Consider the following 20,065-nt stretch of genomic DNA (forward strand, 5'->3'; position numbering starts at 1 on the left):
TAACCTCGTCCTCCTGCGTGGGCCGCCGGACAACTCCGGACCTTCAACCGATCCGCACGCGGATTCGGTGACCAACGGTCTTGGGTAGAACATGATCGGGGTGAAGATCGGCGCACGCCGAACTACCCGACCACTGTAGCGGACGACGTGCGCGAGATGCAAAACGGCCGGCACAGCGATGCTGTGCCGGCCGCTTCAGGCTGCAAACCCACTGCGTGCAGTGTGAATTACGTGCAGTGCGATCTACTCCGCGGTCTCGAGGAGGTTGCGGGTGCGCTGCGGATCCACCGGGATGCCCGGGCCGGTGGTCGTAGCGATCGTGACCTTCTTGATGTAGCGGCCCTTCGCGCTGGACGGCTTGGCGCGGAGCACCTCGTCCAGAGCAGCAGCGTAGTTCTCGACCAGCTTGGTCTCGTCGAACGAGGCCTTGCCGATCACGAAGTGCAGGTTGGCGTTCTTGTCGACGCGGAAGCTGATCTTGCCACCCTTGATGTCGGTGACGGCCTTCGCGACATCCGGCGTGACCGTACCCGTCTTCGGGTTCGGCATCAGACCACGGGGACCGAGGACGCGGGCGATACGACCGACCTTCGCCATCTGGTCGGGGGTCGCGATCGCGGCGTCGAAGTCCAGCCAGCCGCCCTGGATGCGCTCGATCAGATCCTCGGCGCCCACGACGTCGGCACCTGCGGCCTCGGCCTCGGCAGCCTTCTCGCCCACCGCGAAGACGATGACGCGAGCGGTCTTACCCGTGCCGTGCGGCAGGTTGACCGTGCCACGCACCATCTGGTCCGCCTTGCGGGGATCCACACCGAGTCGCATGGCGACCTCGACGGTGGCGTCGTAGTTCTTCGAGGTGGTCTCCTTCGCGAGCTTCACAGCTGCGAGGGGGCTGTACAGGTTGTCCGAGTCGATCTTCTCGGCCGCGGCGAGGTATGCCTTGCTGCGCTTTGCCATGTTCTTTCCTAACTTCTCACCGGCAGGTGAATGGTTCGGGCGTGGTAGCGGGCCTGGCCGGCCCTCCCACGAGTGCTACTGCAGGCCGGGGACTGCTCCCCGGAACAGTGAGGGCTCAGCCCTCGACCGTGATGCCCATCGACCGAGCGGTGCCGGCGATGATCTTCGCGGCAGCCTCGATGTCGTTGGCATTCAGGTCTTCCTGCTTGGTCTTGGCGATCTCGCGCACCTGATCCATGGTCACCTTGGCGACCTTGGTCTTGTGCGGCTCGCCGGAGCCCTTCTGCACGCCTGCGGCCTTGAGCAGGAGCTTTGCGGCCGGCGGGGTCTTCAGCTTGAAGTCGAACGAGCGGTCCTCGTAGACCGTGATCTCGACCGGCACGACGTTGCCACGCTGCGACTCGGTCGCGGCGTTGTACGCCTTGCAGAACTCCATGATGTTGACGCCGTGCTGACCCAGCGCGGGGCCGACCGGCGGAGCCGGGTTGGCCTGGCCGGCCTGGATCTGGAGCTTGATGAGCCCGGCGATCTTCTTCTTCTTGGGGGGCATCTCTATTCCTAGTTTCTTGCTCGGTGTGGTTCTTGCGTACTGCTACTGCAAGCTTGTGCGCGCCGGATGCCGGCGCCGTCGGGTCCCGGGGACCGTCAGATCTTCGACACCTGGTTGAACGACAACTCCACGGGAGTCTCACGGCCGAAGATCGACACCAGGACCTTGAGCTTCTGCTGCTCGGCGTTGACCTCGCTGATGGAGGCGGGCAGCGTCGCGAACGGGCCGTCCATCACGGTGACGGACTCGCCGACCTCGAAGTCCACCTCGATGGCGGGCTTCGCAGCGGCGGCGGGAGCCTGCTCGCCTGCGGCCGGAGCACCGGCCGCCGGCTTCTTCTTCGCCTGCTGCGGGAGGAGGAACTTCACGACCTCCTTGATCGTCAGCGGCGACGGACGCGACGTGGCTCCGACGAAGCCGGTCACGCCGGGCGTGTTCCGGACGGCACCCCACGACTCGTCGTTGAGTTCCATCCGGACGAGGATGTAGCCGGGCAGGACCTTGCGGTTGACCTGCTTGCGCTGACCGTTCTTGATCTCGGTGACCTCTTCGGTCGGCACCTCGACCTGGAAGATGTAATCGGCGAGGTCGAGGTTCTGGACGCGGGTCTCGAGGTTGGTCTTGACCTTGTTCTCGTAACCGGCGTAGGAGTGCACGACGTACCAGTCGCCGGGCTCACGCCGCAGCTGCTTCTCGAGGGCCTCGGCCGGATCGACCTCGTCCTCTTCGGCGGGCGCGTCAGCGGCGTCCTCCGCTGCGTCGGAGACATCGGCATCGGACTCGACATCGGTGCCGGACTCGACAGCAGCGTCGGACTCGGAAACCTCGGTGTCCGCATCCGCCGACTCGGCCGTCACGTCGTCAACCAAGGCCTCGTCCGAAACGTGCTCCTCGGCCGAAGCCTCGTACGAGTCGTTCTCGGGGGTGCTCACCGGGCACTTTCCTCTCGTCGATCACATTTTTCGTCTCGCGCGGACAGGCGCTAACCGAACAACCAGCTGACGCCCTGTACGAACGCCAGATCCAATCCGAAGATGAACGCCGTCATGACGGTCACGAACGCAAGGACCACGAGTGTGTAGGTGGTCAACTGCTTGCGGTTGGGCCAGATCACCTTGCGGAGCTCGGCGACGACCTCACGGAAGAAGCGCACGAGTCGCTTGAAGATGTTCTCGGACTTCGCGGCGGGACGATCGCTCACGGCCGTGGCCGAACGCGACGTCTTCTTCATGGACACCGCGCTCGTCGTGGAAGCCGAGGAACCGGCTGCACCACGACGGGTGGCCCGCTTGCCGGTCGGCCGAGCAGCCGCGGAGGAACCGTCGGGGGTCGCGCCGGTAGCCGTTTCAGCGTCGCCGGGGATGTTCCCTGCGGTGCCGCTGTGGCGCTGACCGCGCTCCTCGCTCACATCGTTCCTCTCGGTCGCTGGCAGTCCGGGGGCAGGGGCGACAGGACTTGAACCTGCAACCTGCGGTTTTGGAGACCGCTGCTCTGCCAATTGAGCTACGCCCCTCTGGTCGGACATCCACACTCGTACGAAGCGAGTGTCCGGAACCGACCCATCTGCGACCACATGACACGCGCGCTACCCCGTCGGGCCGTTACGGCCTTCGTAGAGCAGCGCGCTGCTATGCGATCCCAGAAGCCTAAGTGTACTGCATTGCCCCGGGACAAACCCAATCCGCTCGGCCGTCAGGCCAAACGGACCGTTGCCGTGGCCCGACCGAAGATCTTGCGACCGTCGGACTTCGCCACGATAGCGACCACTGCTGTCTTGCTCTCCGCGTCCACCGACTTGATCTTGCCTGTGAACTCGATCTCGGCGGCCTTGTCGGCCTCCACATATACCGGACTGGTGAACCGAACGTTGTATTCGGTCACCGCGCCGGGGTCTCCCAGCCACTCCGTGACGAAGCCGGCCGCGATGCCCATCGAGAGCATGCCGTGCCCGACGACGTCGCGCAAGCCGGCCAGTTCGGCCACCTTGTCGCTCCAGTGGATCGGGTTGGGATCGCCCGACACACCTGCATAGTTGACCAGATTTCCGCGCGTGAGCGTGACGACCTTCGACGGAAGCTCGTCCCCTACCGCGACATCCGCGAAACTACGGAGTGTCACTGTGCATCACCACATCCTTGACCGCGTGCGCGATGTTGTCGTCGACCTCGCCACCGGAACGGGCGACGAGCGTCGTCCAGGACGTGAGCACGAGATTGTCGTACTGATCGGTGATCACGTTCTTGGTGGTGATGATGTCGCTGCCGGCAGCCTGACGGAAATCGTCGAGGTAGACGTCGCAGAACAGCCTGTCGCCGGCCTGGATCGGGCGATGGTAGACCATCCGCTGGTCGGTCTGCATGATCTGGCTCAGGTCGTATCCGGTGACGACCTCTTCGAACAGCTTGCGCTGCGCGATCATGCCGACGATCGAGACGAAGGTCAGCGGCGCGATCACTCCGTCGTACCCCAGCCCGCGGGCTGCGTCGTCGTCGTGATGCGCCGGATGCGAATCGCGCACGGCACGGGCGTACTCGCGGATCTTCTCGCGACCCACCTCGTAGTAGTCGTCCACCCGGTAGTGGTGGCCGACCATGGACTTGGCGTGCGCGGCGGCATCGAACGGGATCCCGGCCTGTTCGGTCGCGTCCACCGATTCCTGGTTCTCGAGTACGTTCGTCATACGCAAAACCTCCGCAATTCCGACGACGCCAACTGGCACGGTCGGTATTGCGGAGACCTTACGCGTCGACGTCGTTCCGACCGGCTACTTGGACTCGCGGTGCGACTGGTGCGTACCGCAGTTCGGGCAGAACTTCTTCAGTTCGAGCCGGTCGGGGTCGTTGCGACGGTTCTTCTTGGTGATGTAGTTGCGGTGCTTGCACACCTCGCAGGCCAAGGTGATCTTCGGCCGAACGTCAGTAGAGGAGGCCACGGGATGCCTTCTTTCGCGTCAATCCGATCAGTATCGATCAGGGTGGATCAATGAACTTTTGGTAGCGGTGACCGGACTTGAACCGGCGACGCAACGATTATGAGTCGTTTGCTCTACCAACTGAGCTACACCGCCTCGGTGCCGAGTGTCGCTACGAAGGCGGCACCTCAATCCAGCGAGCCCCCTGACGGAATCGAACCGTCGACCTTTTCCTTACCATGGAAACGCTCTGCCGACTGAGCTAAGGGGGCGTGGCCTCCGGAGCATCTCTGCTCGCTGCGGCCTCCAAAAGATTACACACACTCGGTCCTGGTGCAAAATCCGCTGGTAGAGGCCCATAAACGGCGCTCCTCCCCGAGCTCTGTGCACCCGCACGCACCCGTGCCCACACGTACGCGCGCGGAGGGCCGGCGGTGGGTACAGGGCGCAGGACGGAACGGCACCGCGTGCCGAGCCGGCCTGAACCTCGGGAGAGTCCCGGGAGAGCAGGACCCACACTCCCGGACCACACTCCCGGACCACACTCCAGGGCCTGCGCTACAAGGACCTGCACTACAGAGAACCCGCACTACAGAGACCCCGGAATGCAGAACGGCCCCGGTTCCGAAGAACCGGGGCCGTTCCGGTGGCAGGTGTAGGATTCGAACCTACGTAGGCGTAAGCCGACGGATTTACAGTCCGCTCCCATTGGCCGCTCGGGCAACCTGCCGGGTGCGATCGGGACCGCGTCCTCGATGCGTTTGGAAGAATACAACGCATACCCCCCCGAAACGCAAACCGAGTGGTCACAGCCCCGCGCGACCCGATAGCGTCGGGTGGACAGAACCCTTACAGACCGACCCGGAAGTGGAGTGAGACGTGGCTGATTCGTCGTTCGATGTGGTGAGCAAGGTCGACCGCCAGGAAGTGGACAACGCGCTGAACCAGGCGGCGAAGGAGATCGCCAACCGCTTCGATTTCCGGAACACCGGGGCGCACATCGAGTGGTCGGGTGACGAGGCCATCACGATCTCGGCCGAGACCGAGGACCGCGCACTCGCCGCGCTGGAGGTCTTCAAGGAGAAGCTGATCCGCCGAGACCTCTCGCTGAAGTCCTTCGACGCCGGCGAGCCGACGCAGTCCGGCAAGGTCTACAAGATCACCGGAACCCTGGTTCAGGGCATCAGCCAGGAGAACGCCAAGAAGATCTCCAAGCTCATCCGTGACGAGGGCCCCAAGGGCGTCAAGGCGCAGATCCAGGGCGAGGAGCTGCGCGTGACCAGCAAGAAGCGCGACGACCTGCAGGCCGTCATCTCGCTGCTCAAGAATGCCGACCTCGACATCGCCCTGCAGTTCGTCAACTACCGCTAGTTCGTCGAGCACCGCCGGTTCGTCGAGCACCGCCGACGAAACCTCTCCCCTACGACACCGCCCGCGGTTTCCGTCGCGGGCGGTGTCGTCTGTGGGGGTCGTGCGAGTTGTCCGGGGTCAGCGGATCCCGGCCATGCGCTCGAGTCGTTCGATGCGGTCGGTCATCGGCGGGTGCGTCGAGAACAACCGGCTCATCTTGTCGCCCGCCCGGAACGGGTTGGCGATCATCAGGTGCGACTGGGCCGCGAGCTTCGGTTCGGGCGGCAGCGGGGCGGCCTGAGTGCCGAGAGCGAGCTTGCGCAGCGCCGAGGCCAGGGCCAGCGGGTCGCCGGTGAGCTCGGCACCGGACTGGTCGGCCTGGTACTCACGCGACCTCGACACGGCGAGCTTGACGACCGACGCCGCGATGGGGCCGAGCAGGGAAACAAGCAGCAGCGCCAGCGGATTCGCGCCACCCTCCCGGTTGCCGAAGGCCGACGCGAAGAACGCGAAGTTCGCCAGACCCGAGATGACGGCCGCCATCGCGCCGGCGACCGACGAGATGAGGATGTCGCGGTTGTAGACGTGGGCGAGTTCGTGGCCGAGCACCGCGCGCAGTTCCCGTTCGTTCAGGATCTCCAGGATGCCCGTCGTACAGCACACGGCGGCGTTGCGCGGGTTACGTCCCGTGGCGAACGCGTTGGGGGCGTTGGTGGGGCTGATGTAGAGCCTCGGCATGGGCTGGTGCGCCGCGGTCGCGAGCTCGCGCACGATCCGGTACATCGCCGGAGCCTGCACCTCGGTGACCGGCTGGGCGTGCATCGCCCGGAGAGCGAGCTTGTCGCTGTTGAAGTACGCATAACCGTTCATGCCGACGGCGAGCACGATCGATATCAGCAGGATCGTCGAATTCTGGAACAACGCTCCGACGAACACGATCAGCGCGGACATTCCGATCAGCAGACCGGCCGTCTTGAGACGGTTCGAGTATCCGTGCACGTCGCACCCCTTCCGCACCACGATTCCCCACTCGTTCGTCCAACGAACGAGCGCGCGGCGCGGTTCCCGCCCCGAACGGGGCGGGACCACACGACGATGCGTCAGCCGACGCGGGCGACGGTGAAGTCCACGAGGCGACGCAGCGCCTCGTTCGCCGGGCCCTGCGGCAAGGCATCGAGTTCGGCATGGGCGCGGGCGGCGTACGTCGCGAGGGTCGCCTTCGCCGCATCCATTCCCGGCGAGCGGACGAGCAGCTCGAGCGCCTCTGCGACGTGCGCTTCGTCCTCGATGGGACCGACGAGCAGTTCGCGCAGGCGATCGGCCTCCGGCCCGGTCTCCCGCAGCGCGTAGAGCACCGGCAGGGTGTACACACCCTCGCGGAGATCGGTTCCGGGGGTCTTGCCCGACTCCGTGGTGTCGGACGCGATGTCGATGATGTCGTCGACGATCTGGAAGGCGGTGCCGACGGCGTCGCCGAGTCGTTCGAGACGCTCGACATGTTCCGGATCGGCGCCCGAGAACGTACCGCCGAAGCGACCGCTGGCGGCGATCAGCGAACCGGTCTTCTCCCAGATCACCCGCAGGTAGTGCTCGACCGGGTCGTCGTTGCTGCGCACACCGATGGTCTCGCGCATCTGACCGGTGACCAGCTCGGCGAACGTCTCCGCGATGATCTGCACGGCCGACGGACCGAGGGTCGACACCAGTCGCGAGGCATGCGCGAACAGGTAGTCGCCGGCGAGGATCGCGACGCTGTTGCCCCAGCGCACGTTGGCGCTCGGAGCTCCGCGACGCATCGTCGCCTCGTCCATCACGTCGTCGTGGTAGAGCGTCGCGAGGTGCACGAGCTCGACGACGGTCGCCGCCGTCACCACGGCGGGATCGGTGGGCTTCGGCCCGAGCTGCGCGGTGAGGATCGTGAACAGCGGCCGGAACCGCTTGCCACCCGCCTTCGCCAGGTGCAGTGCGGCCTCCGTCAGGAAGTCCTCACCGTCGGACAATTCCTCGACCAGGAGTTTCTCGACGCTCGCGAGGCCGTCCCCGACTGTCGCGGCGAGGACCGGATCGCCGAGTTCCACACCGGCCACGACGGTGCTCGGCGCCGCATCGGCCGAACCGGCGGTCCGAGCCGCCCCCTCAGTGCTCACGATGACGTACCCATCCTGTTCTGTCGCCTCGACTTCACCGTAGTGAACCTAGCCGTTCGTTCCCCGATCCACCTCGTCGAGGCGGCCGATCGCGGCCTGAGAGGATGGAGTGGTGGTGGCCGAACACTCCGCGCGAGATCCGCGGCAATCCCAGTCCTGCGTTCCCGACAGTACCGATGTTCTCGTCGTCGGTGCCGGTCCAGCCGGTTCCGCCGCCGCTGCGTGGGCTGCCCGCGCCGGTCGCGAGGTGCTGCTCGTCGATGCCGCGACCTTCCCTCGCGACAAGACCTGCGGTGACGGACTGACCCCGCGCGCCGTCGCCGAACTCGACGAACTCGGTCTCGGCGACTGGCTGCGCACCCGCACCGTCAACCGCGGTCTGCGTCTCGAGGGCTTCGGTGGCCGCTTCGAACTCCCCTGGCCCGACTCGTCGTTCCCCGTCGTGGGCAGTGCCGTGCCGCGCACCGAGCTCGACGCCCGGATCCGGCAGGTCGCGCTCGACTCGGGTGCCCGTGCCGTGGAGGGAACGAAGGCCGTCGACGTCGAACGCGACGGCGACCGGGTCTCGGCGGTGATCTTCCGCACCGCCGACGGGCCGCGGACAGTCCGGTGCCGCATGTTGATCGTCGCCGACGGCGTGCGCTCTCCGCTCGGCAAGGTGCTCGGGCGTCGCTGGCACCGCGACACCACCTACGGGGTGGCCGCGCGGGCCTACGCCACCTCCCCACGCAGCGACGATCCGTGGATCACTTCGCACCTCGAACTGCGCGACGACGCGGGCACCGTCCAGCCGGGCTACGGCTGGGTGTTCCCGCTCGGCACCGGCGAGGTGAACCTGGGGGTGGGCACCCTCGCGACCGCCTCGCGCCCCGCGAACGGATCGCTGCGACCGCTCATCGACCTGTACGCGCGGCAGCGTCGCCCGGAATGGGAGCTCGGTGAGGTGACCCGTGTGGCGTCCGCTCTGTTGCCCATGGGCGGAGCCGTATCGGGGGTCGCCGGCAGGAACTGGGCGCTGATCGGCGACGCCGCGGCGTGCGTCAATCCGCTCAACGGCGAGGGCATCGACTACGGACTCGAGGGCGGACGGCTGGTCGCCGGACTGCTCGACTCCGACGACCTCACCGACCTGTGGCCGGCGACGCTGCGCTCCCACTACGGCCGGGCGTTCTCCACCGCACGTCGTCTCGCGAGCCTGCTCACGATCCCGAAGTTCCTGCCGGCGACGGGTCCGATCGCGATGCGGTCGCGAACGATGATGTCGGTCGCGGTGCGGGTGATGGGCAATCTCGTCACCGACGAGGACGCCGACTTCGTCGCCCGGGTGTGGCGGACGAGCGGTCATCTCTCGATGCGCTGGGATCGGCAGCCGCTCTTCGCCTGAACGCCCCCCACAGCGCCCGCCCGGCTACTTGCGCACCGCGCGGTGCAGGGCGGTGATGCCCCCGGTGAGATTGCGCCACTTCACGTCGCTCCAGCCCGCGGCCTCGATGCGCCGGGCGAGCTGTTCCTGATCGGGCCAGGCCCGGATCGATTCGGCGAGGTAGACGTAGGCGTCGGGATTGCTGCTGACCGCCCGCGCGACCCGCGGCAGCGTCCGCATCAGGTACTCCATGTAGACGGTGCGCAGCGGTTCCCGCACCGGCGTGGAGAACTCGCACACGACGAGGCGTCCACCGGGCTTGACCACCCGGGCGATCTCGCGCAGCCCCTCGTCCGGATCGGCGACGTTGCGCAGGCCGAAGGAGATGGTCGCGGCGTCGAAGACGGCGTCGGCGAACGGCAGTCGCATCGCGTCGCCCGCGACCATGGGGACGTTGCGGAACTCACCGGCGTGCAGCATGCCCTTGGAGAAGTCGGTGGCGACGACCCACGCTCCGGACCGTCCGAGTTCGACGGTGGACACCCCGGTGCCGGCGGCCAGGTCGAGCACGCGCTCGCCGGGCTTCAGGCCGAGTGCCGCACGGGTCGCGCGACGCCACCCGCGGTCCTGCCCGAACGACAGGACGGTGTTGGTCAGGTCGTAGCGTGCAGCGACCCCGTCGAACATGGACGCGACCTCACGCGGGTCCTTGTCGAGCGACGCGCGTGATCCGTGAGTTGTTGCCACGGCCGAAACGTTACCCGCTCCCCTGCGCCACCCCGGCGGTCGTGCCGCCCCGGAGGCGACGTCGCGACGAACGTTGCGTTCGTCACACCTGCAGCTGCCGATCCTTCTCCTCGGAGGTGGCCGCAGCAGCCGCGCCCCCCTTCCGCCGGAGCCAGATCGACACGGGCGTGGCGATCAGCCATGTGACGACAATCACCGATCCGGTGGGGATCAGCGCGACGCGGGCGTCACGTCCGGTCACACGGACGAGATCGGGATCACTCCGGGCGTATTCGACGGCGATCCGCTGCCCGGTGGCCAACCCCGTCGGATACAGAACACCGAGCTCGGGATTGTGCGTCACCCCATCGGGAGTGACGAAACTCACCGCGGACCGCAGGGATCCGGCCGAGAGCACCTCGGCGACGGCCGTGCCCGTGTCGGAGCGGATGGTGAGGTCGTTCCGGAGGGCGCCGAGGAACAGGATCACCGCGAGGGCGGAGATCGCCGCCGCGACGATGAGAACCGCGCGCCGCGCGCGCTCGGGTCCGCTCACAGCTGCGCCCGCACCGCCGCGTGCAGTTCGCGCAACCCGGCCCGATCCGTGGTGACCTCGACCACACGGATGCCCGCGGGCGGCACCGTGTCGTCCGCGAGGGTGAGGGCGAGGCCCTGCAGATCCACCCGCTCGTGCGGGACGCGGTAGGCCGCGCACAGTGCCGCGAGGTCCATGCCGTGCGGCGTGCCGAAGACACGCTCGAAGACACCTGCGTACTGCGGGTCGCCCTGTTCGAGCAGTTCGAAGATTCCGCCGCCGTCGTCGTTCGCGACGACGATGGTGAGGTTCTGCGGACGCGGCTCCGACGGTCCGATGAGCAGGCCTGCGGCATCGTGCAGGAAGGTCAGGTCGCCGAGCAGTGCGACGGTCCGTCCCTGTTCGTAGGCGAGTGCGGCACCGACGGCGGTGGAGACCGTGCCGTCGATCCCGGCGACACCGCGGTTGGACAACACCTTCACGTCGGGCTTCGGGTAGCTCACGAGCGCCGCGTCGCGCACCGGGTTCGATGCCCCGAGCAGCAGTTGGTCGCCGGGCTTCAGCGAATCCGTCACCACCGCGGCGACGTGCAGTCCGGTTGCCTTCGGGTGCCCGTCGAGCTGGGCGCGCACGGCCTTGTCGGTGTGCGCCGACAGCTGGCGGCATCGTTCGAGCCACGCCTCGTCGGGTGTTCCCGACACCACGGCACGGGTGCCGGTCGCGATGACGTTGCCCGAGACGTCGGGCCAGCGCGGGCCGGTGGTCAGGGCGTAGACGGTGACGGCGGGGTCGGCGAGCAGGTTCGACACCGGCCGGTGCAGCGTGGGCCGGCCGGTGATGATCGCCTGGCGCGGCTTCAGGTGCGGCAGCGCCATCGGATGCACCGGGATGCCGTGCAGCGGTGCGGTGGGTTCGGCGACGGTCGGCAGCCCGGACAGCTCGGGGCGATGGGCGGAGCCGTGACCGGAGACGACGATCGTGTCGGGGGTCAGATCGATCTCGAGCGGGACGTCGAGGGTGGCGTTCACCGTGGTGGTCCAGGCCTTGCCGTCGGGACGTCCCTCGGGCACCGGTCCCTTCGCGTCGAGCTCGGGCACGAGCGGTTCGCGCAGCGGGATGTCGAAGTGGACCGGGCCGGCGTTGCCCGATCGGGTTCCGCGGGCGGCGGCGAGAACCCGGGAGACCGCCGAACGCCACTGGCTGTTCTGTTCGATGCCTTCGGCGAGTCCGAGGCTGATGGTCGCGCGTACCTGGGTGCCGAACATCCCGAGCTGTTCGACGGTCTGGTTCGCGCCGGATCCGAGCAGTTCGTAGGGGCGATTGGCGCTGAGTACGACCAGCGGCACGCGAGCGTAGTTCGCCTCGAGCACGGCCGGCGCGAGGTTGGCCACGGCAGTACCGGAGGTCATGACGACCGGTACGGGACGACCCGAGGCGAGGGCCAGGCCGATCGCGAGGAATCCGGCGGTGCGCTCGTCGATACGCATGTGCAGGCGCAGACGTCCTGCGCTGTCGGCGGCCTGGAGCGCGAAGGCCAGCGGCGCGTTGCGCGAGCCCGGGCACAGCACGACGTCCCGAACACCGCCCCGGGCGAGTTCGTCGACGACAGCAGTGGCCTGGGCAGTGGACGGATTCACGGAGTCCAGGGTAATTGCGCCGGAAGTGTGGCCGGGTACAGGTGCGGTCAGAATGGAGGCCGTGCGCACAGTCTTCGATCCCGCCGAGTCCGGTCCCGGCCGCTTCTACCGCCTTCTCACCGCGACAATCGTGCCGAGACCGATCGCGTGGGTGTCGACCGAGGCCGAGGACGGTGTGTTCAATCTCGCTCCGTACAGCTTCTTCACGGTGGCGAGTACCGCACCGCCGGTCGTGCAGTTCACGTCCGTGGGCCGGAAGGACAGTCTGCGGAACATCGAGCAGACGGGCGAGTTCGTGATCAACATCGCAACCGTGCCGTTGATGGAGAAGGTCAACGCCTCGTCGGCGGCGTTCCCACACGACATCGACGAGTTCACCGAGGTGGGGCTGCACGCCGAGCCGAGCGAGCGGGTGCGGCCCCCGCGGGTCGCGGAGGCACCGGCCTCGATCGAGTGCCGGCTGCACCGGGTGATCGAGATCGGCGACTCGTTCGTCGTGATGGGCGACGTCCTCGCGGTGACGGTCGATCCGGAGGTGCTCGCGGAGGACGGTGCCCCCGACTTCGCGGCGCTCGGCGCGGTGAGCCGATTGGGACGGACGGAATGGGGCCTGACGCCCGCGGTGCGGAGACTGCAGCGGCCCGGCACTCCCGGGTGAACACAGGTTAGGCTTCGCTGAACGATCGTCGGGATGCTGCACGTCGTCAACGGTGGCATCCGAGCAACCTCGGAGGGCGTATGGCGAAGAGCACCGGAACCGCACGGCGCGATCCCTATCTCAAGCCCGAGTCGCGGCGGATGGCGCGCGCGCAGGTGCTCGCCACCGAGCGGATCAGCCCGACCTTCGTGCGCATCACCGTGGGCGGTGACGACATCGACTCGATCGCGCCGATGGGCTTCGACCACTGGTTCCGGATGTTCTTCCCTACCCCGGAGCAGCAGGAACTCACCCTCCCCGGGGCGACGGACGACCGTTGGTGGCCCGAATACCAGGAACTGCCCGAGGAGCAGCGTCCGGTGTTGCGGAACTACACGTTCCGCCGCGTGCGACCTGCGGGAACCGGGTTGTTCGGCCCGACCACCGAGATCGAGATCGATTTCGCGTCGCACGGCGATCTGGGTCCGGCCTCGGCGTGGGCGGAACGCGCGCAGCCCGGCGACGAGATCGGCATCCTCGACGAGGGCATCAGCAACCTCCCTCTCGACGAGGCGCGGTCGTGGCTGCTCGTCGGTGACGAGAGCGCCGTGCCCGCGGTGGCCGGCATCCTCGATTCGATCCTCGCCCTCGACCCGCTCGCGGCGGTGGAGGTCCTCGTCGAGGTTCCGCACCCCGACGACCTCACCGCCCAGAACGTTCCGACGGGCGAGAACGTGCTGGTGCATCCGGTGATCAGGACGGATCCCGAGGCCGTACCGGGCAGTCTCGTCGCCGACGTGGTGCGGAAGTCGACCCCGTCGTCGGATTCCGCCCACGCATTCGTCGCGGGCGAGTCGTCGCTCGCGACCGGCGTGCGTCGTCATCTCGTGCGCGAGTGCGGCTGGGACCGGTCGGCGGTGACCTTCATCGGATATTGGAAGTACGGCGAGCCGGTCTACTGAAAGTCGGAACCACCGAGAGACCGAATCTCTCCGGAACGACGAACGTCGCGGTACCGACCGGCGAACCGGTTCGGGACCGCGACGTCCGGATGTCGCTGGTGTCGGCTCAGCCGGCGTGCTTCTGGATGAGATCACCCAGGCGCGGCAGGGCCTCGACGACGTGCTTCTTGGCCGAGGGGCGCAGCGAGTCGTAGACCTTCTTGACGCCGGACTTCGACGTGCCGGCGATGCGCTCGTCGGTCACCCCGAGGAGAGCGTCGGCGACGACCTCACCGCGGGCGACCAGGAAGTCCGAGAACGAACCGTTGCCTGCGTACTCCACCCAGAAGGGCTGGAGCTTCTCGACGAATTCGGGCAGCAGACCTTCGACGGCACCCGGAACGATGCCCGGGCCGACCTTCTTCACTGCTGCGTAGCCACCCTTGAGGGCGAGACCGGACGCACCCTTCTTGTCCGACACCTCAGCATCGATCAGGGCTTCGACGTCTGCCTTGACCGCCGGGAACTTGTCGGCGCCGAGGAGGGCATCGCCCAGAGCTGCAACCACTTTCACTGCCTCCGTAGATGTGACACTTGTGACCGTTGGGACGCGGGGAACGATATACGACGATTCCGTGCCGTCACAGTCCGCGTCCGGCGAGGTCGTCACAGTCCGCGTCCGGCGAGCACCGTACGGCACCGACGCACCCGTTCGCACCACCACTCGATGCGGTCGGGATCGGCTCGCAGCGCATCGAGTCGCTCGGGTTCGGGCTCGACGGCGACGACATCGAGCGCTCCGTCGGACATGTGCAGAGCCGGCGCGACGTCGGCTTCGAAGAATCCGCCCGTGCCCAGTCCGCAGGCATACGGGAGGTCGGGCAGGGCAGCGGCCGCCGCGAGACCGGTGGCGATCCCCACCGCGGAGTCGAGGGCGCTCGAGACGACCACCTCGACGCCGTGTCCGGCGAGTTCGTCGGCGAGCGCGACGAGACGTCGGACCCCGCCGAGCGGCGCGACCTTCACAACGGCGACGTCCGCTCCCCCGGCCCGCACGACCCGCAGGGGATCCTCGGCGCGGCGGATGCTCTCGTCCGCCGCGATGCGCACTCCGGGCAGTCGCCGGCGCACCTCGACGAGTTCGGGGACGGTCGCGCACGGCTGCTCGGCGTACTCGAGCGGTGCGTCGGCGGTGAGCGCCGTGAGCGCGCGCACGGCCTCGTCCACGCTCCAGCCGCCGTTCGCATCGATCCGGACGTTGGGCACGTGCTCGCGCACGGCCCGGACGCGAGCGACGTCCTGTGCGAGATCCTGGCCCGGCTCGGCGACCTTCACTTTCGCGGTGCGCGCACCGGGGAATCGGGCGAGGACCTCGGGGACGCGCTCCGGGCCGACGGCGGGGACGGTCGCGTTGACGGCGATCCGGGAGCGGCGCGGAGCAGGATGGCCCTGCCAGGCGGCCTCGATCGCGGACTGCAACCAGTGCGCCGCCTCGTCGTCGCCGTATTCGGGAAACGGCCCGAACTCGCCCCACCCGGCGGGTCCGCGCAGCAGCAGCACCTCGCGTTCGGTGATGCCGCGGAACCGGACGCGCATGGGCAGCGAGACGACGACCGCCCCGTCGAGCAGTTCGTCCGCGGACGGGAGGGGCGGCGAGGACGGGAAGGGCAGGGAGGTCACGGCTGGCCCGGCAGCAACTGGACCATCAGCGCCTCGCAGTCGGCGAGGAGATTGCCGTCGACGTCACGCAGTTCGGCCTTGCAGAAGGCCTTACGACCGTCGACGCGGTCGACCCAGCCGTCGACGACGAGTTCGGTCTCGATCGGGGTGATCCTGCGGTAGTTGACGTGGAGATAGGCGGTGCGGGCGATCGGCCGTCCGTTGGCGTGGATGACCATGCCGAACAGGTCGTCGAACAGCAGTGGCAGTGTGCCGCCGTGCGCGGCTCCGTTGCCCCCGAGGTGGTAGCGGCGGAAGACACCGCGTTCCCGGACACCGTCCGGCCCGAACTTCTCGATCGTCCACGGCAGCAGCAGCGCGCTGCCGCGTCCGGGCAGGTCGATGTTGAATCCGGCGGGCGAGCCGCCCTCGGGTACGGCGTGCTCGGCGAGCAGGTCGATCAGGGCCTCGGTCTGCTCGATCGCGCGGTCGACGACCTCGTCCGGCGGATTCGTGGAGACCATCAGATCCTGCAGACGCCGGAAGGTCTCGACGAAGCGACCGTAGTTCGGCCCCGCCTTCACCGGTTCGTAGACCGGGAATCCCCCGTGGTGTTCGTAGTCGTCGCGGGGATCGGTCTGCTCACTCATGGTTGTGCACGTTATCGGGCGACAGCGCACGTCGTCGCGATGCCCGGCCCTTTATGGTGACGAGGTGACCTTCGATCCAGAATTGTGGCGCCCGGTACCCGGGTTCGAGAACCTCACCGACATCACCTATCACCGACACGTCACGCAGGGCACGGTCCGCGTCGCGTTCGATCGTCCCGAGGTGCGCAACGCCTTCCGTCCGCACACCGTCGACGAGCTCTACCGCACGCTCGACCACGCCCGGACCACCTCCGACGTCGGCGTCGTGCTGCTCACGGGCAACGGCCCGAGCCCGAAAGACGGCGGATGGGCGTTCTGCTCCGGCGGCGACCAGCGGATCCGTGGCCGCAGCGGTTACCAGTACGCCAGCGGCGAGACGGCCGACACCGTCGACAAGGCCCGCGCCGGCCGACTCCACATCCTCGAGGTCCAGCGACTGATCCGGTTCATGCCGAAGGTCGTCATCGCCCTGGTCAACGGCTGGGCCGCCGGTGGTGGGCACAGCCTGCACGTCACGTGCGACCTGACGCTCGCCTCCCGCGAGCACGCCCGCTTCAAGCAGACCGACGCCGACGTGGGCAGCTTCGACGGCGGCTACGGCAGCGCCTACCTCGCCAAGATGGTCGGCCAGAAGTTCGCGCGGGAGATCTTCTTCCTCGGCGACACGTACACGGCCGAGGAAATGCACCACATGGGTGCGGTCAACAAGGTCGTCGACCACGACGAGCTCGAGAACGTCGCGCTGGAGTGGGCGCAGAAGATCAACGGCAAGTCGCCGCAGGCGCAGCGCATGCTCAAGTACGCCTTCAACCTGCAGGACGACGGTCTCGTCGGCCAGCAGTTGTTCGCGGGCGAGGCCACCCGCCTGGCCTACATGACCGACGAAGCGATCGAGGGTCGCGACGCCTTCCTGGAGAAGCGCGATCCCGACTGGTCGCCGTACCCCCACTACTACTGATCCTGACGCGACGAACCGGGCTTCGCCCCTGCTACAGCAGGTGCAAGGCCCGGTTCGCCGCGCAAGGAGGGGTCGTCGGACGGAAGGTCAGACGCAGTCGCGGCAGAAGGCCTGCTCGCCGTCGCCCGTCGCGCGGCGGCTGTGGTGCTGGACGAGGAAGCAGCCCATGCAGGTGAACTCGTCCGACTGCTTCGGCAGGACCTGGACCGAGAGCTCCTCCGCCGACAGTGCCGAGAGGTCGGCGCCGGGCAGGTCGAGGGTCTCGAGGATCTCGCCCTCGTCGGTGTCGGCGGCCGCGGTGGGCTTGATGTCCAGCTCGTCCAGGGCAGTGCCACCGCCGCCCAGGATGTCGGTGGTGCGGGGAGCGTCGTAGTCGGTCGCCATGGCAGTTCTCCTCACTCGTTGTCGGCGGTGCCGCGCAGTCGCGGGTTACGGCTGCGTCGGACCCGCTGTGGCAGGCCGGCGCTGTCATGGGCACCGTTGCCGTCAGTAATGTCCCACCCGAAGCTTCGTCAAACACATATGTCCAGTTACGTTCGAACTGTGTGCTCTCGGGCACACTGTGGGACATGACCGATCGCCAGAGTCCGCGAACCGCCCACACCCGCCCGGAAGGCGTCTCCGACGCCACTGTGAAAGCGACCGGCAAACTGTCCGAGGCCCTCGAGACCGTCGAGCAGGCGCGGGGCCATCTCTATGCCTTCCACCAGCTGATGGGCCGCGCCGATCTGCTCACCGGCGACGCCGAGGAGCTGTTCCGCGAGGCCGGGCACGACGAGATCGCCGAGCGTCTCGGCACCGAGATCATCGGACGCAACATCGCCGAGGGTCGCTGGACCTTCCAGCTCGTCGAGGAGTTCGACGACGGCTACTGGTCGGACTTCCGCACCTTCGAGAAGCAGGTGCGCGACGAACTCGTGCAGGGCCGGCGCCATCTGTTCGAAGCAGAGATGAAGGAATCGCGGCGCACACACGGCCGCCGCCATCACGAGGCCCGCCCGGCCGAGGAGCAGTGACGGTGGAGATCCTCAGCAGCCGCACCATCCTCCGGCCGCGCGATCAGGAGGCCGCCGTCGAGTTCTACGGCTCGACGCTGGGACTGGCGATCGCCCGCGAGTATCCCGGCGGAACCGTCTTCTTCGCGGGGCAGTCGCTCATCGAGATCGCCGCCCACGGCCGGTCCGACGACAGCGACGAGGTGTTCCACGGCGCCCTGTGGCTCCAGGTGCGCGACGTCTACGACGCCGAGGCCGAGCTGGCACTGAAGGGTGTACGCATCGTCCGGGGTGCGAAGCAGGAGCCGTGGGGACTGCACGAGCTGTGGATCGCCGATCCCGACGGGATTCCGATCGTCCTGGTGCAGATCCCCGAGGACCATCCGTTGCGCCGCGACCTCCGCTGACGAACGGAGGTACCCGGGCACGACCGCAGACAGTCGCGCGGCGCCGGTGATCTTGCACACAAGCCGCGCGGTCTGCTCTGCACTCCGCTCATGGTCGGAGTCCGAAAGAACCGGTCGGGCGTGACGCCGAGACGCAGAATTCACACCCCCGTCGCTGTACATTCACGTGCCCGCTACCCCACAATCGACAGACGTGACCGCAGAGTTCGTCGTGCTCCTGGTGGTGGTCGTCACTGCCCTCGCATTCGATTTCACCAACGGCTTCCACGACACCGGCAATGCCATGGCGACATCCATCGCCACCGGCGCCCTCAAACCCAAAACCGCGGTCACTTTGTCCGCGACCCTCAACCTCGTCGGCGCCTTCCTGTCCGTGGAAGTCGCCGCGACCGTCGCGAAGGGTGTCGTCGACCTCGACACCGTCGGCGGTACCGATCTGTTGCTCATCGTCTTCGCCGGTCTGGTCGGAGCGATCCTCTGGAACATCTCGACCTGGCTGTTCGGCCTGCCGTCCAGCTCGTCGCACGCCCTGTTCGGCGGTCTCGTCGGCGCTGCACTGGCGTCGATCGGTGTCCAGGGCGTGGTGTGGGACGGAGTGCTGGGCAAGGTCCTGATCCCCGCCGTGCTCGCGCCCGTCATCGCGGCGCTGGTGTCCACGGTGGGCATCTGGTCGATGCACCGCCTGACCCGCTCCGTCTCCAACGAACACCGCGACCGCGGCTTCCGGCTGGGACAGATCGGCACGGCGTCCCTGATGTCCCTCGCGCACGGCACCAACGACGCGCAGAAGACGATGGGCGTGATCTTCCTGGCCCTCGTCGCCCACGGCACCATCACCGCCGACACGGACATGCCGTTCTGGGTGAAGGTCGCCTGTGCCGTCGCGATCGCACTCGGCACCTATCTCGGCGGCTGGCGCATCATCCGCACGCTGGGCAAGGGTCTCGTCGAGATCGCCCCGCCGCAGGGCCTGGCCGCCGAGTCGTCGTCGGCCGCCATCATCCTCACCTCGAGCCATTTCGGTCTGCCGCTGTCGACCACGCACGTCGCCACGGGCTCGATCCTCGGCACGGGTCTGGGCACCAAGGGCGCCGAGGTGCGCTGGTCGGTGGCGCGACGGATGGTCGTCGCGTGGGTCATCACCCTGCCGTGCGCCGCGGTCGTCGGAGCGATCTGCTGGGGGCTCGCCCACCTCATCGGCGGCATGCCCGGCGTGCTCGTCGTGTTCGCGATCCTGTGCGCCCTGGCCGTGTTCATGTGGCTGCGCTCGCGCCGGCAGCCCGTCGACGCCTCCAACGTCACCGCCGACTGGGACGACAAGCTCGCCCCGGCGCCGGGTGCCTCCGAAACGGTCACCGGGGAAGGACGCTCGTGAACCTGCTGACGCACACCCTCGACTCCCTGTGGCAGGTCGTTCTCGTGGGCCTGCTGCTCGGCGCCGGCCTGCCCTCCCTGTTCGCGCTGGGGGTCCGCGCGCTCGACACCGGTCGCGGCAGCGACGGCACACCCAATCCGGCGGCACGGACCGCCGCGGTGCTGTGCTTCGCTGTGGTGGCCTGCGCGATCCTGGCGGGCATTCTCCTGCTGGCGTCCGATTTCCTCGCCGGAACATTCGGCATCGACATCTTCTGATCGGAGTGAC

Annotated in this window: 25 protein-coding genes and 4 tRNA genes; 9 read left to right on the forward strand and 20 right to left on the reverse strand. The window is 67.8% G+C overall.

Annotation, left to right across the window (positions count from 1 at the left end; translation table 11 throughout):
* Positions 1-243: 243 nt before the first annotated feature.
* The 11 genes from rplA to CKW34_RS17975 all read right to left on the reverse strand — a co-directional run bounded on the left by rplA (position 244) and on the right by CKW34_RS17975 (position 5,148).
* A complete protein-coding gene (rplA, locus tag CKW34_RS17925; protein ID WP_059383315.1) occupies positions 244-957 on the reverse strand; it encodes a 50S ribosomal protein L1 in 714 nt (237 codons plus the stop codon).
* A gap of 115 nt (positions 958-1,072) precedes the next feature.
* Entirely contained in the window at positions 1,073-1,507 is a 435-nt protein-coding gene (gene rplK, locus CKW34_RS17930; RefSeq protein WP_006552290.1) for a 50S ribosomal protein L11, read from the reverse strand.
* 95 nt (positions 1,508-1,602) lie between these two features.
* Positions 1,603-2,439: a transcription termination/antitermination protein NusG gene (gene nusG, locus CKW34_RS17935; protein WP_016694306.1), complete on the reverse strand. Its 837-nt coding sequence runs from the start codon at positions 2,437-2,439 to the stop codon at positions 1,603-1,605.
* Positions 2,440-2,489: 50 nt separating this feature from the next.
* Positions 2,490-2,915, reverse strand: a complete 426-nt coding sequence (gene secE, locus CKW34_RS17940) for a preprotein translocase subunit SecE (RefSeq protein WP_059383316.1) — start codon at positions 2,913-2,915, stop codon at positions 2,490-2,492.
* Positions 2,916-2,947: 32 nt separating this feature from the next.
* A tRNA-Trp gene (locus CKW34_RS17945) sits at positions 2,948-3,020 on the reverse strand.
* 179 nt (positions 3,021-3,199) lie between these two features.
* Positions 3,200-3,625, reverse strand: a complete 426-nt coding sequence (gene hadB / locus CKW34_RS17950) for a (3R)-hydroxyacyl-ACP dehydratase subunit HadB (RefSeq protein WP_019291230.1) — start codon at positions 3,623-3,625, stop codon at positions 3,200-3,202.
* Positions 3,612-4,187 carry a (3R)-hydroxyacyl-ACP dehydratase subunit HadA gene (gene hadA / locus CKW34_RS17955; RefSeq protein ID WP_016694308.1) on the reverse strand — a complete coding sequence of 192 codons (576 nt, stop codon included), beginning with the start codon at positions 4,185-4,187 and terminating at the stop codon, positions 3,612-3,614. Before hadA ends, hadB begins: the two co-directional genes overlap by 14 nt.
* 84 nt (positions 4,188-4,271) lie before the next feature.
* Positions 4,272-4,439: a 50S ribosomal protein L33 gene (gene rpmG / locus CKW34_RS17960; protein WP_003941903.1), complete on the reverse strand. Its 168-nt coding sequence runs from the start codon at positions 4,437-4,439 to the stop codon at positions 4,272-4,274.
* Between the two features lie 59 nt (positions 4,440-4,498).
* Positions 4,499-4,574 (reverse strand) — tRNA-Met (locus CKW34_RS17965).
* A gap of 43 nt (positions 4,575-4,617) precedes the next feature.
* Positions 4,618-4,690, reverse strand: a tRNA-Thr gene (locus tag CKW34_RS17970).
* A 375-nt stretch (positions 4,691-5,065) separates the two neighbouring features.
* Positions 5,066-5,148 (reverse strand) — tRNA-Tyr (locus CKW34_RS17975).
* Between the two features lie 149 nt (positions 5,149-5,297).
* On the opposite strand from CKW34_RS17975, the gene CKW34_RS17980 reads away from it, so the two are divergent.
* Positions 5,298-5,789, forward strand: coding sequence for a YajQ family cyclic di-GMP-binding protein (locus CKW34_RS17980; protein ID WP_059383317.1), 492 nt, complete (start codon positions 5,298-5,300; stop codon positions 5,787-5,789).
* A 117-nt stretch (positions 5,790-5,906) separates the two neighbouring features.
* Here CKW34_RS17980 and htpX read toward each other — a convergent pair whose 3' ends face one another.
* On the reverse strand, positions 5,907-6,767 hold the full coding sequence (gene htpX, locus CKW34_RS17985; protein WP_059383413.1) for a zinc metalloprotease HtpX: 861 nt from the start codon (positions 6,765-6,767) through the stop codon (positions 5,907-5,909).
* A gap of 101 nt (positions 6,768-6,868) precedes the next feature.
* Complete coding sequence (locus tag CKW34_RS17990) at positions 6,869-7,915, reverse strand: polyprenyl synthetase family protein (RefSeq protein ID WP_059383318.1); 1,047 nt, start codon at positions 7,913-7,915, stop codon at positions 6,869-6,871.
* A 109-nt stretch (positions 7,916-8,024) separates the two neighbouring features.
* Here CKW34_RS17990 and CKW34_RS17995 point away from each other — a divergent pair, with 109 nt between their 5' ends.
* The gene (locus CKW34_RS17995) at positions 8,025-9,299 is read left to right on the forward strand and encodes a geranylgeranyl reductase family protein (protein WP_370670863.1); all 1,275 of its coding nucleotides are present in this window, start codon (positions 8,025-8,027) and stop codon (positions 9,297-9,299) included.
* Positions 9,300-9,323: 24 nt separating this feature from the next.
* On the opposite strand, the gene CKW34_RS18000 is transcribed toward CKW34_RS17995, so the two are convergent.
* The 3 genes from CKW34_RS18000 to menD all read right to left on the reverse strand — a co-directional run bounded on the left by CKW34_RS18000 (position 9,324) and on the right by menD (position 12,176).
* Positions 9,324-10,025, reverse strand: a complete 702-nt coding sequence (locus tag CKW34_RS18000; RefSeq protein WP_080968322.1) for a demethylmenaquinone methyltransferase — start codon at positions 10,023-10,025, stop codon at positions 9,324-9,326.
* A gap of 82 nt (positions 10,026-10,107) precedes the next feature.
* Positions 10,108-10,560, reverse strand: a complete 453-nt coding sequence (locus CKW34_RS18005) for a DUF3592 domain-containing protein (RefSeq protein ID WP_059383320.1) — start codon at positions 10,558-10,560, stop codon at positions 10,108-10,110.
* Positions 10,557-12,176 carry a 2-succinyl-5-enolpyruvyl-6-hydroxy-3-cyclohexene-1-carboxylic-acid synthase gene (gene menD, locus CKW34_RS18010; RefSeq protein WP_059383321.1) on the reverse strand — a complete coding sequence of 540 codons (1,620 nt, stop codon included), beginning with the start codon at positions 12,174-12,176 and terminating at the stop codon, positions 10,557-10,559. The genes CKW34_RS18005 and menD overlap by 4 nt, the downstream gene beginning before the upstream one ends.
* Positions 12,177-12,228: 52 nt before the next feature.
* Between menD and CKW34_RS18015 the strand changes: the two genes are divergently transcribed.
* Entirely contained in the window at positions 12,229-12,834 is a 606-nt protein-coding gene (locus tag CKW34_RS18015) for a flavin reductase family protein (protein ID WP_059383322.1), read from the forward strand.
* Between the two features lie 80 nt (positions 12,835-12,914).
* The gene (locus CKW34_RS18020; RefSeq protein WP_059383323.1) at positions 12,915-13,775 is read left to right on the forward strand and encodes a siderophore-interacting protein; all 861 of its coding nucleotides are present in this window, start codon (positions 12,915-12,917) and stop codon (positions 13,773-13,775) included.
* Between the two features lie 106 nt (positions 13,776-13,881).
* Here the strand turns inward: CKW34_RS18020 and CKW34_RS18025 are convergent, their stop codons facing one another.
* The 3 genes from CKW34_RS18025 to CKW34_RS18035 all read right to left on the reverse strand — a co-directional run bounded on the left by CKW34_RS18025 (position 13,882) and on the right by CKW34_RS18035 (position 16,063).
* The gene (locus tag CKW34_RS18025) at positions 13,882-14,322 is read right to left on the reverse strand and encodes a DUF6918 family protein (RefSeq protein ID WP_033096107.1); all 441 of its coding nucleotides are present in this window, start codon (positions 14,320-14,322) and stop codon (positions 13,882-13,884) included.
* A gap of 98 nt (positions 14,323-14,420) precedes the next feature.
* Positions 14,421-15,350 (reverse strand): o-succinylbenzoate synthase, encoded by a 930-nt coding sequence (locus CKW34_RS18030; RefSeq protein WP_059383415.1) that lies wholly within the window; start codon positions 15,348-15,350, stop codon positions 14,421-14,423.
* An 80-nt stretch (positions 15,351-15,430) separates the two neighbouring features.
* Positions 15,431-16,063 (reverse strand): PaaI family thioesterase, encoded by a 633-nt coding sequence (locus CKW34_RS18035; RefSeq protein ID WP_059383324.1) that lies wholly within the window; start codon positions 16,061-16,063, stop codon positions 15,431-15,433.
* 64 nt (positions 16,064-16,127) lie between these two features.
* On the opposite strand from CKW34_RS18035, the gene CKW34_RS18040 reads away from it, so the two are divergent.
* The gene (locus CKW34_RS18040; protein WP_059383325.1) at positions 16,128-17,021 is read left to right on the forward strand and encodes a 1,4-dihydroxy-2-naphthoyl-CoA synthase; all 894 of its coding nucleotides are present in this window, start codon (positions 16,128-16,130) and stop codon (positions 17,019-17,021) included.
* Between the two features lie 87 nt (positions 17,022-17,108).
* Here the strand turns inward: CKW34_RS18040 and CKW34_RS18045 are convergent, their stop codons facing one another.
* Entirely contained in the window at positions 17,109-17,405 is a 297-nt protein-coding gene (locus tag CKW34_RS18045) for a DUF4193 domain-containing protein (protein ID WP_016694322.1), read from the reverse strand.
* Between the two features lie 185 nt (positions 17,406-17,590).
* Here CKW34_RS18045 and CKW34_RS18050 point away from each other — a divergent pair, with 185 nt between their 5' ends.
* The 4 genes from CKW34_RS18050 (at position 17,591) to CKW34_RS18065 (ending at position 20,055) form a co-directional block, all read left to right on the forward strand.
* The gene (locus CKW34_RS18050; RefSeq protein ID WP_059383416.1) at positions 17,591-18,037 is read left to right on the forward strand and encodes a hypothetical protein; all 447 of its coding nucleotides are present in this window, start codon (positions 17,591-17,593) and stop codon (positions 18,035-18,037) included.
* A 2-nt stretch (positions 18,038-18,039) separates the two neighbouring features.
* A complete protein-coding gene (locus CKW34_RS18055) occupies positions 18,040-18,423 on the forward strand; it encodes a VOC family protein (RefSeq protein WP_059383326.1) in 384 nt (127 codons plus the stop codon).
* A 193-nt stretch (positions 18,424-18,616) separates the two neighbouring features.
* Positions 18,617-19,798 (forward strand): inorganic phosphate transporter, encoded by a 1,182-nt coding sequence (locus tag CKW34_RS18060; RefSeq protein WP_016694325.1) that lies wholly within the window; start codon positions 18,617-18,619, stop codon positions 19,796-19,798.
* A complete protein-coding gene (locus tag CKW34_RS18065; protein ID WP_016694326.1) occupies positions 19,795-20,055 on the forward strand; it encodes a hypothetical protein in 261 nt (86 codons plus the stop codon). The genes CKW34_RS18060 and CKW34_RS18065 overlap by 4 nt, the downstream gene beginning before the upstream one ends.
* The last annotated feature ends 10 nt before the right edge of the window (positions 20,056-20,065 follow it).

The sequence above is a fragment of the Rhodococcus rhodochrous genome (assembly GCF_900187265.1).
GTDB lineage: Bacteria > Actinomycetota > Actinomycetes > Mycobacteriales > Mycobacteriaceae > Rhodococcus > Rhodococcus rhodochrous.

Coding starts and splice junctions, on each gene's coding strand:
- rplA (WP_059383315.1), bottom strand. CDS start 957: ATGGCAAAGCGCAGCAAGGCATACCTCGCCGCGGCCGAGAAGATCGAC.
- CKW34_RS18050 (WP_059383416.1), top strand. CDS start 17,591: ATGACCGATCGCCAGAGTCCGCGAACCGCCCACACCCGCCCGGAAGGC.
- CKW34_RS18035 (WP_059383324.1), bottom strand. CDS start 16,063: ATGAGTGAGCAGACCGATCCCCGCGACGACTACGAACACCACGGGGGA.
- CKW34_RS18045 (WP_016694322.1), bottom strand. CDS start 17,405: ATGGCGACCGACTACGACGCTCCCCGCACCACCGACATCCTGGGCGGC.
- CKW34_RS18020 (WP_059383323.1), top strand. CDS start 12,915: ATGGCGAAGAGCACCGGAACCGCACGGCGCGATCCCTATCTCAAGCCC.
- CKW34_RS18030 (WP_059383415.1), bottom strand. CDS start 15,350: ATGCGCGTCCGGTTCCGCGGCATCACCGAACGCGAGGTGCTGCTGCTG.
- CKW34_RS18015 (WP_059383322.1), top strand. CDS start 12,229: ATGGAGGCCGTGCGCACAGTCTTCGATCCCGCCGAGTCCGGTCCCGGC.
- rplK (WP_006552290.1), bottom strand. CDS start 1,507: ATGCCCCCCAAGAAGAAGAAGATCGCCGGGCTCATCAAGCTCCAGATC.
- hadA (WP_016694308.1), bottom strand. CDS start 4,187: ATGACGAACGTACTCGAGAACCAGGAATCGGTGGACGCGACCGAACAG.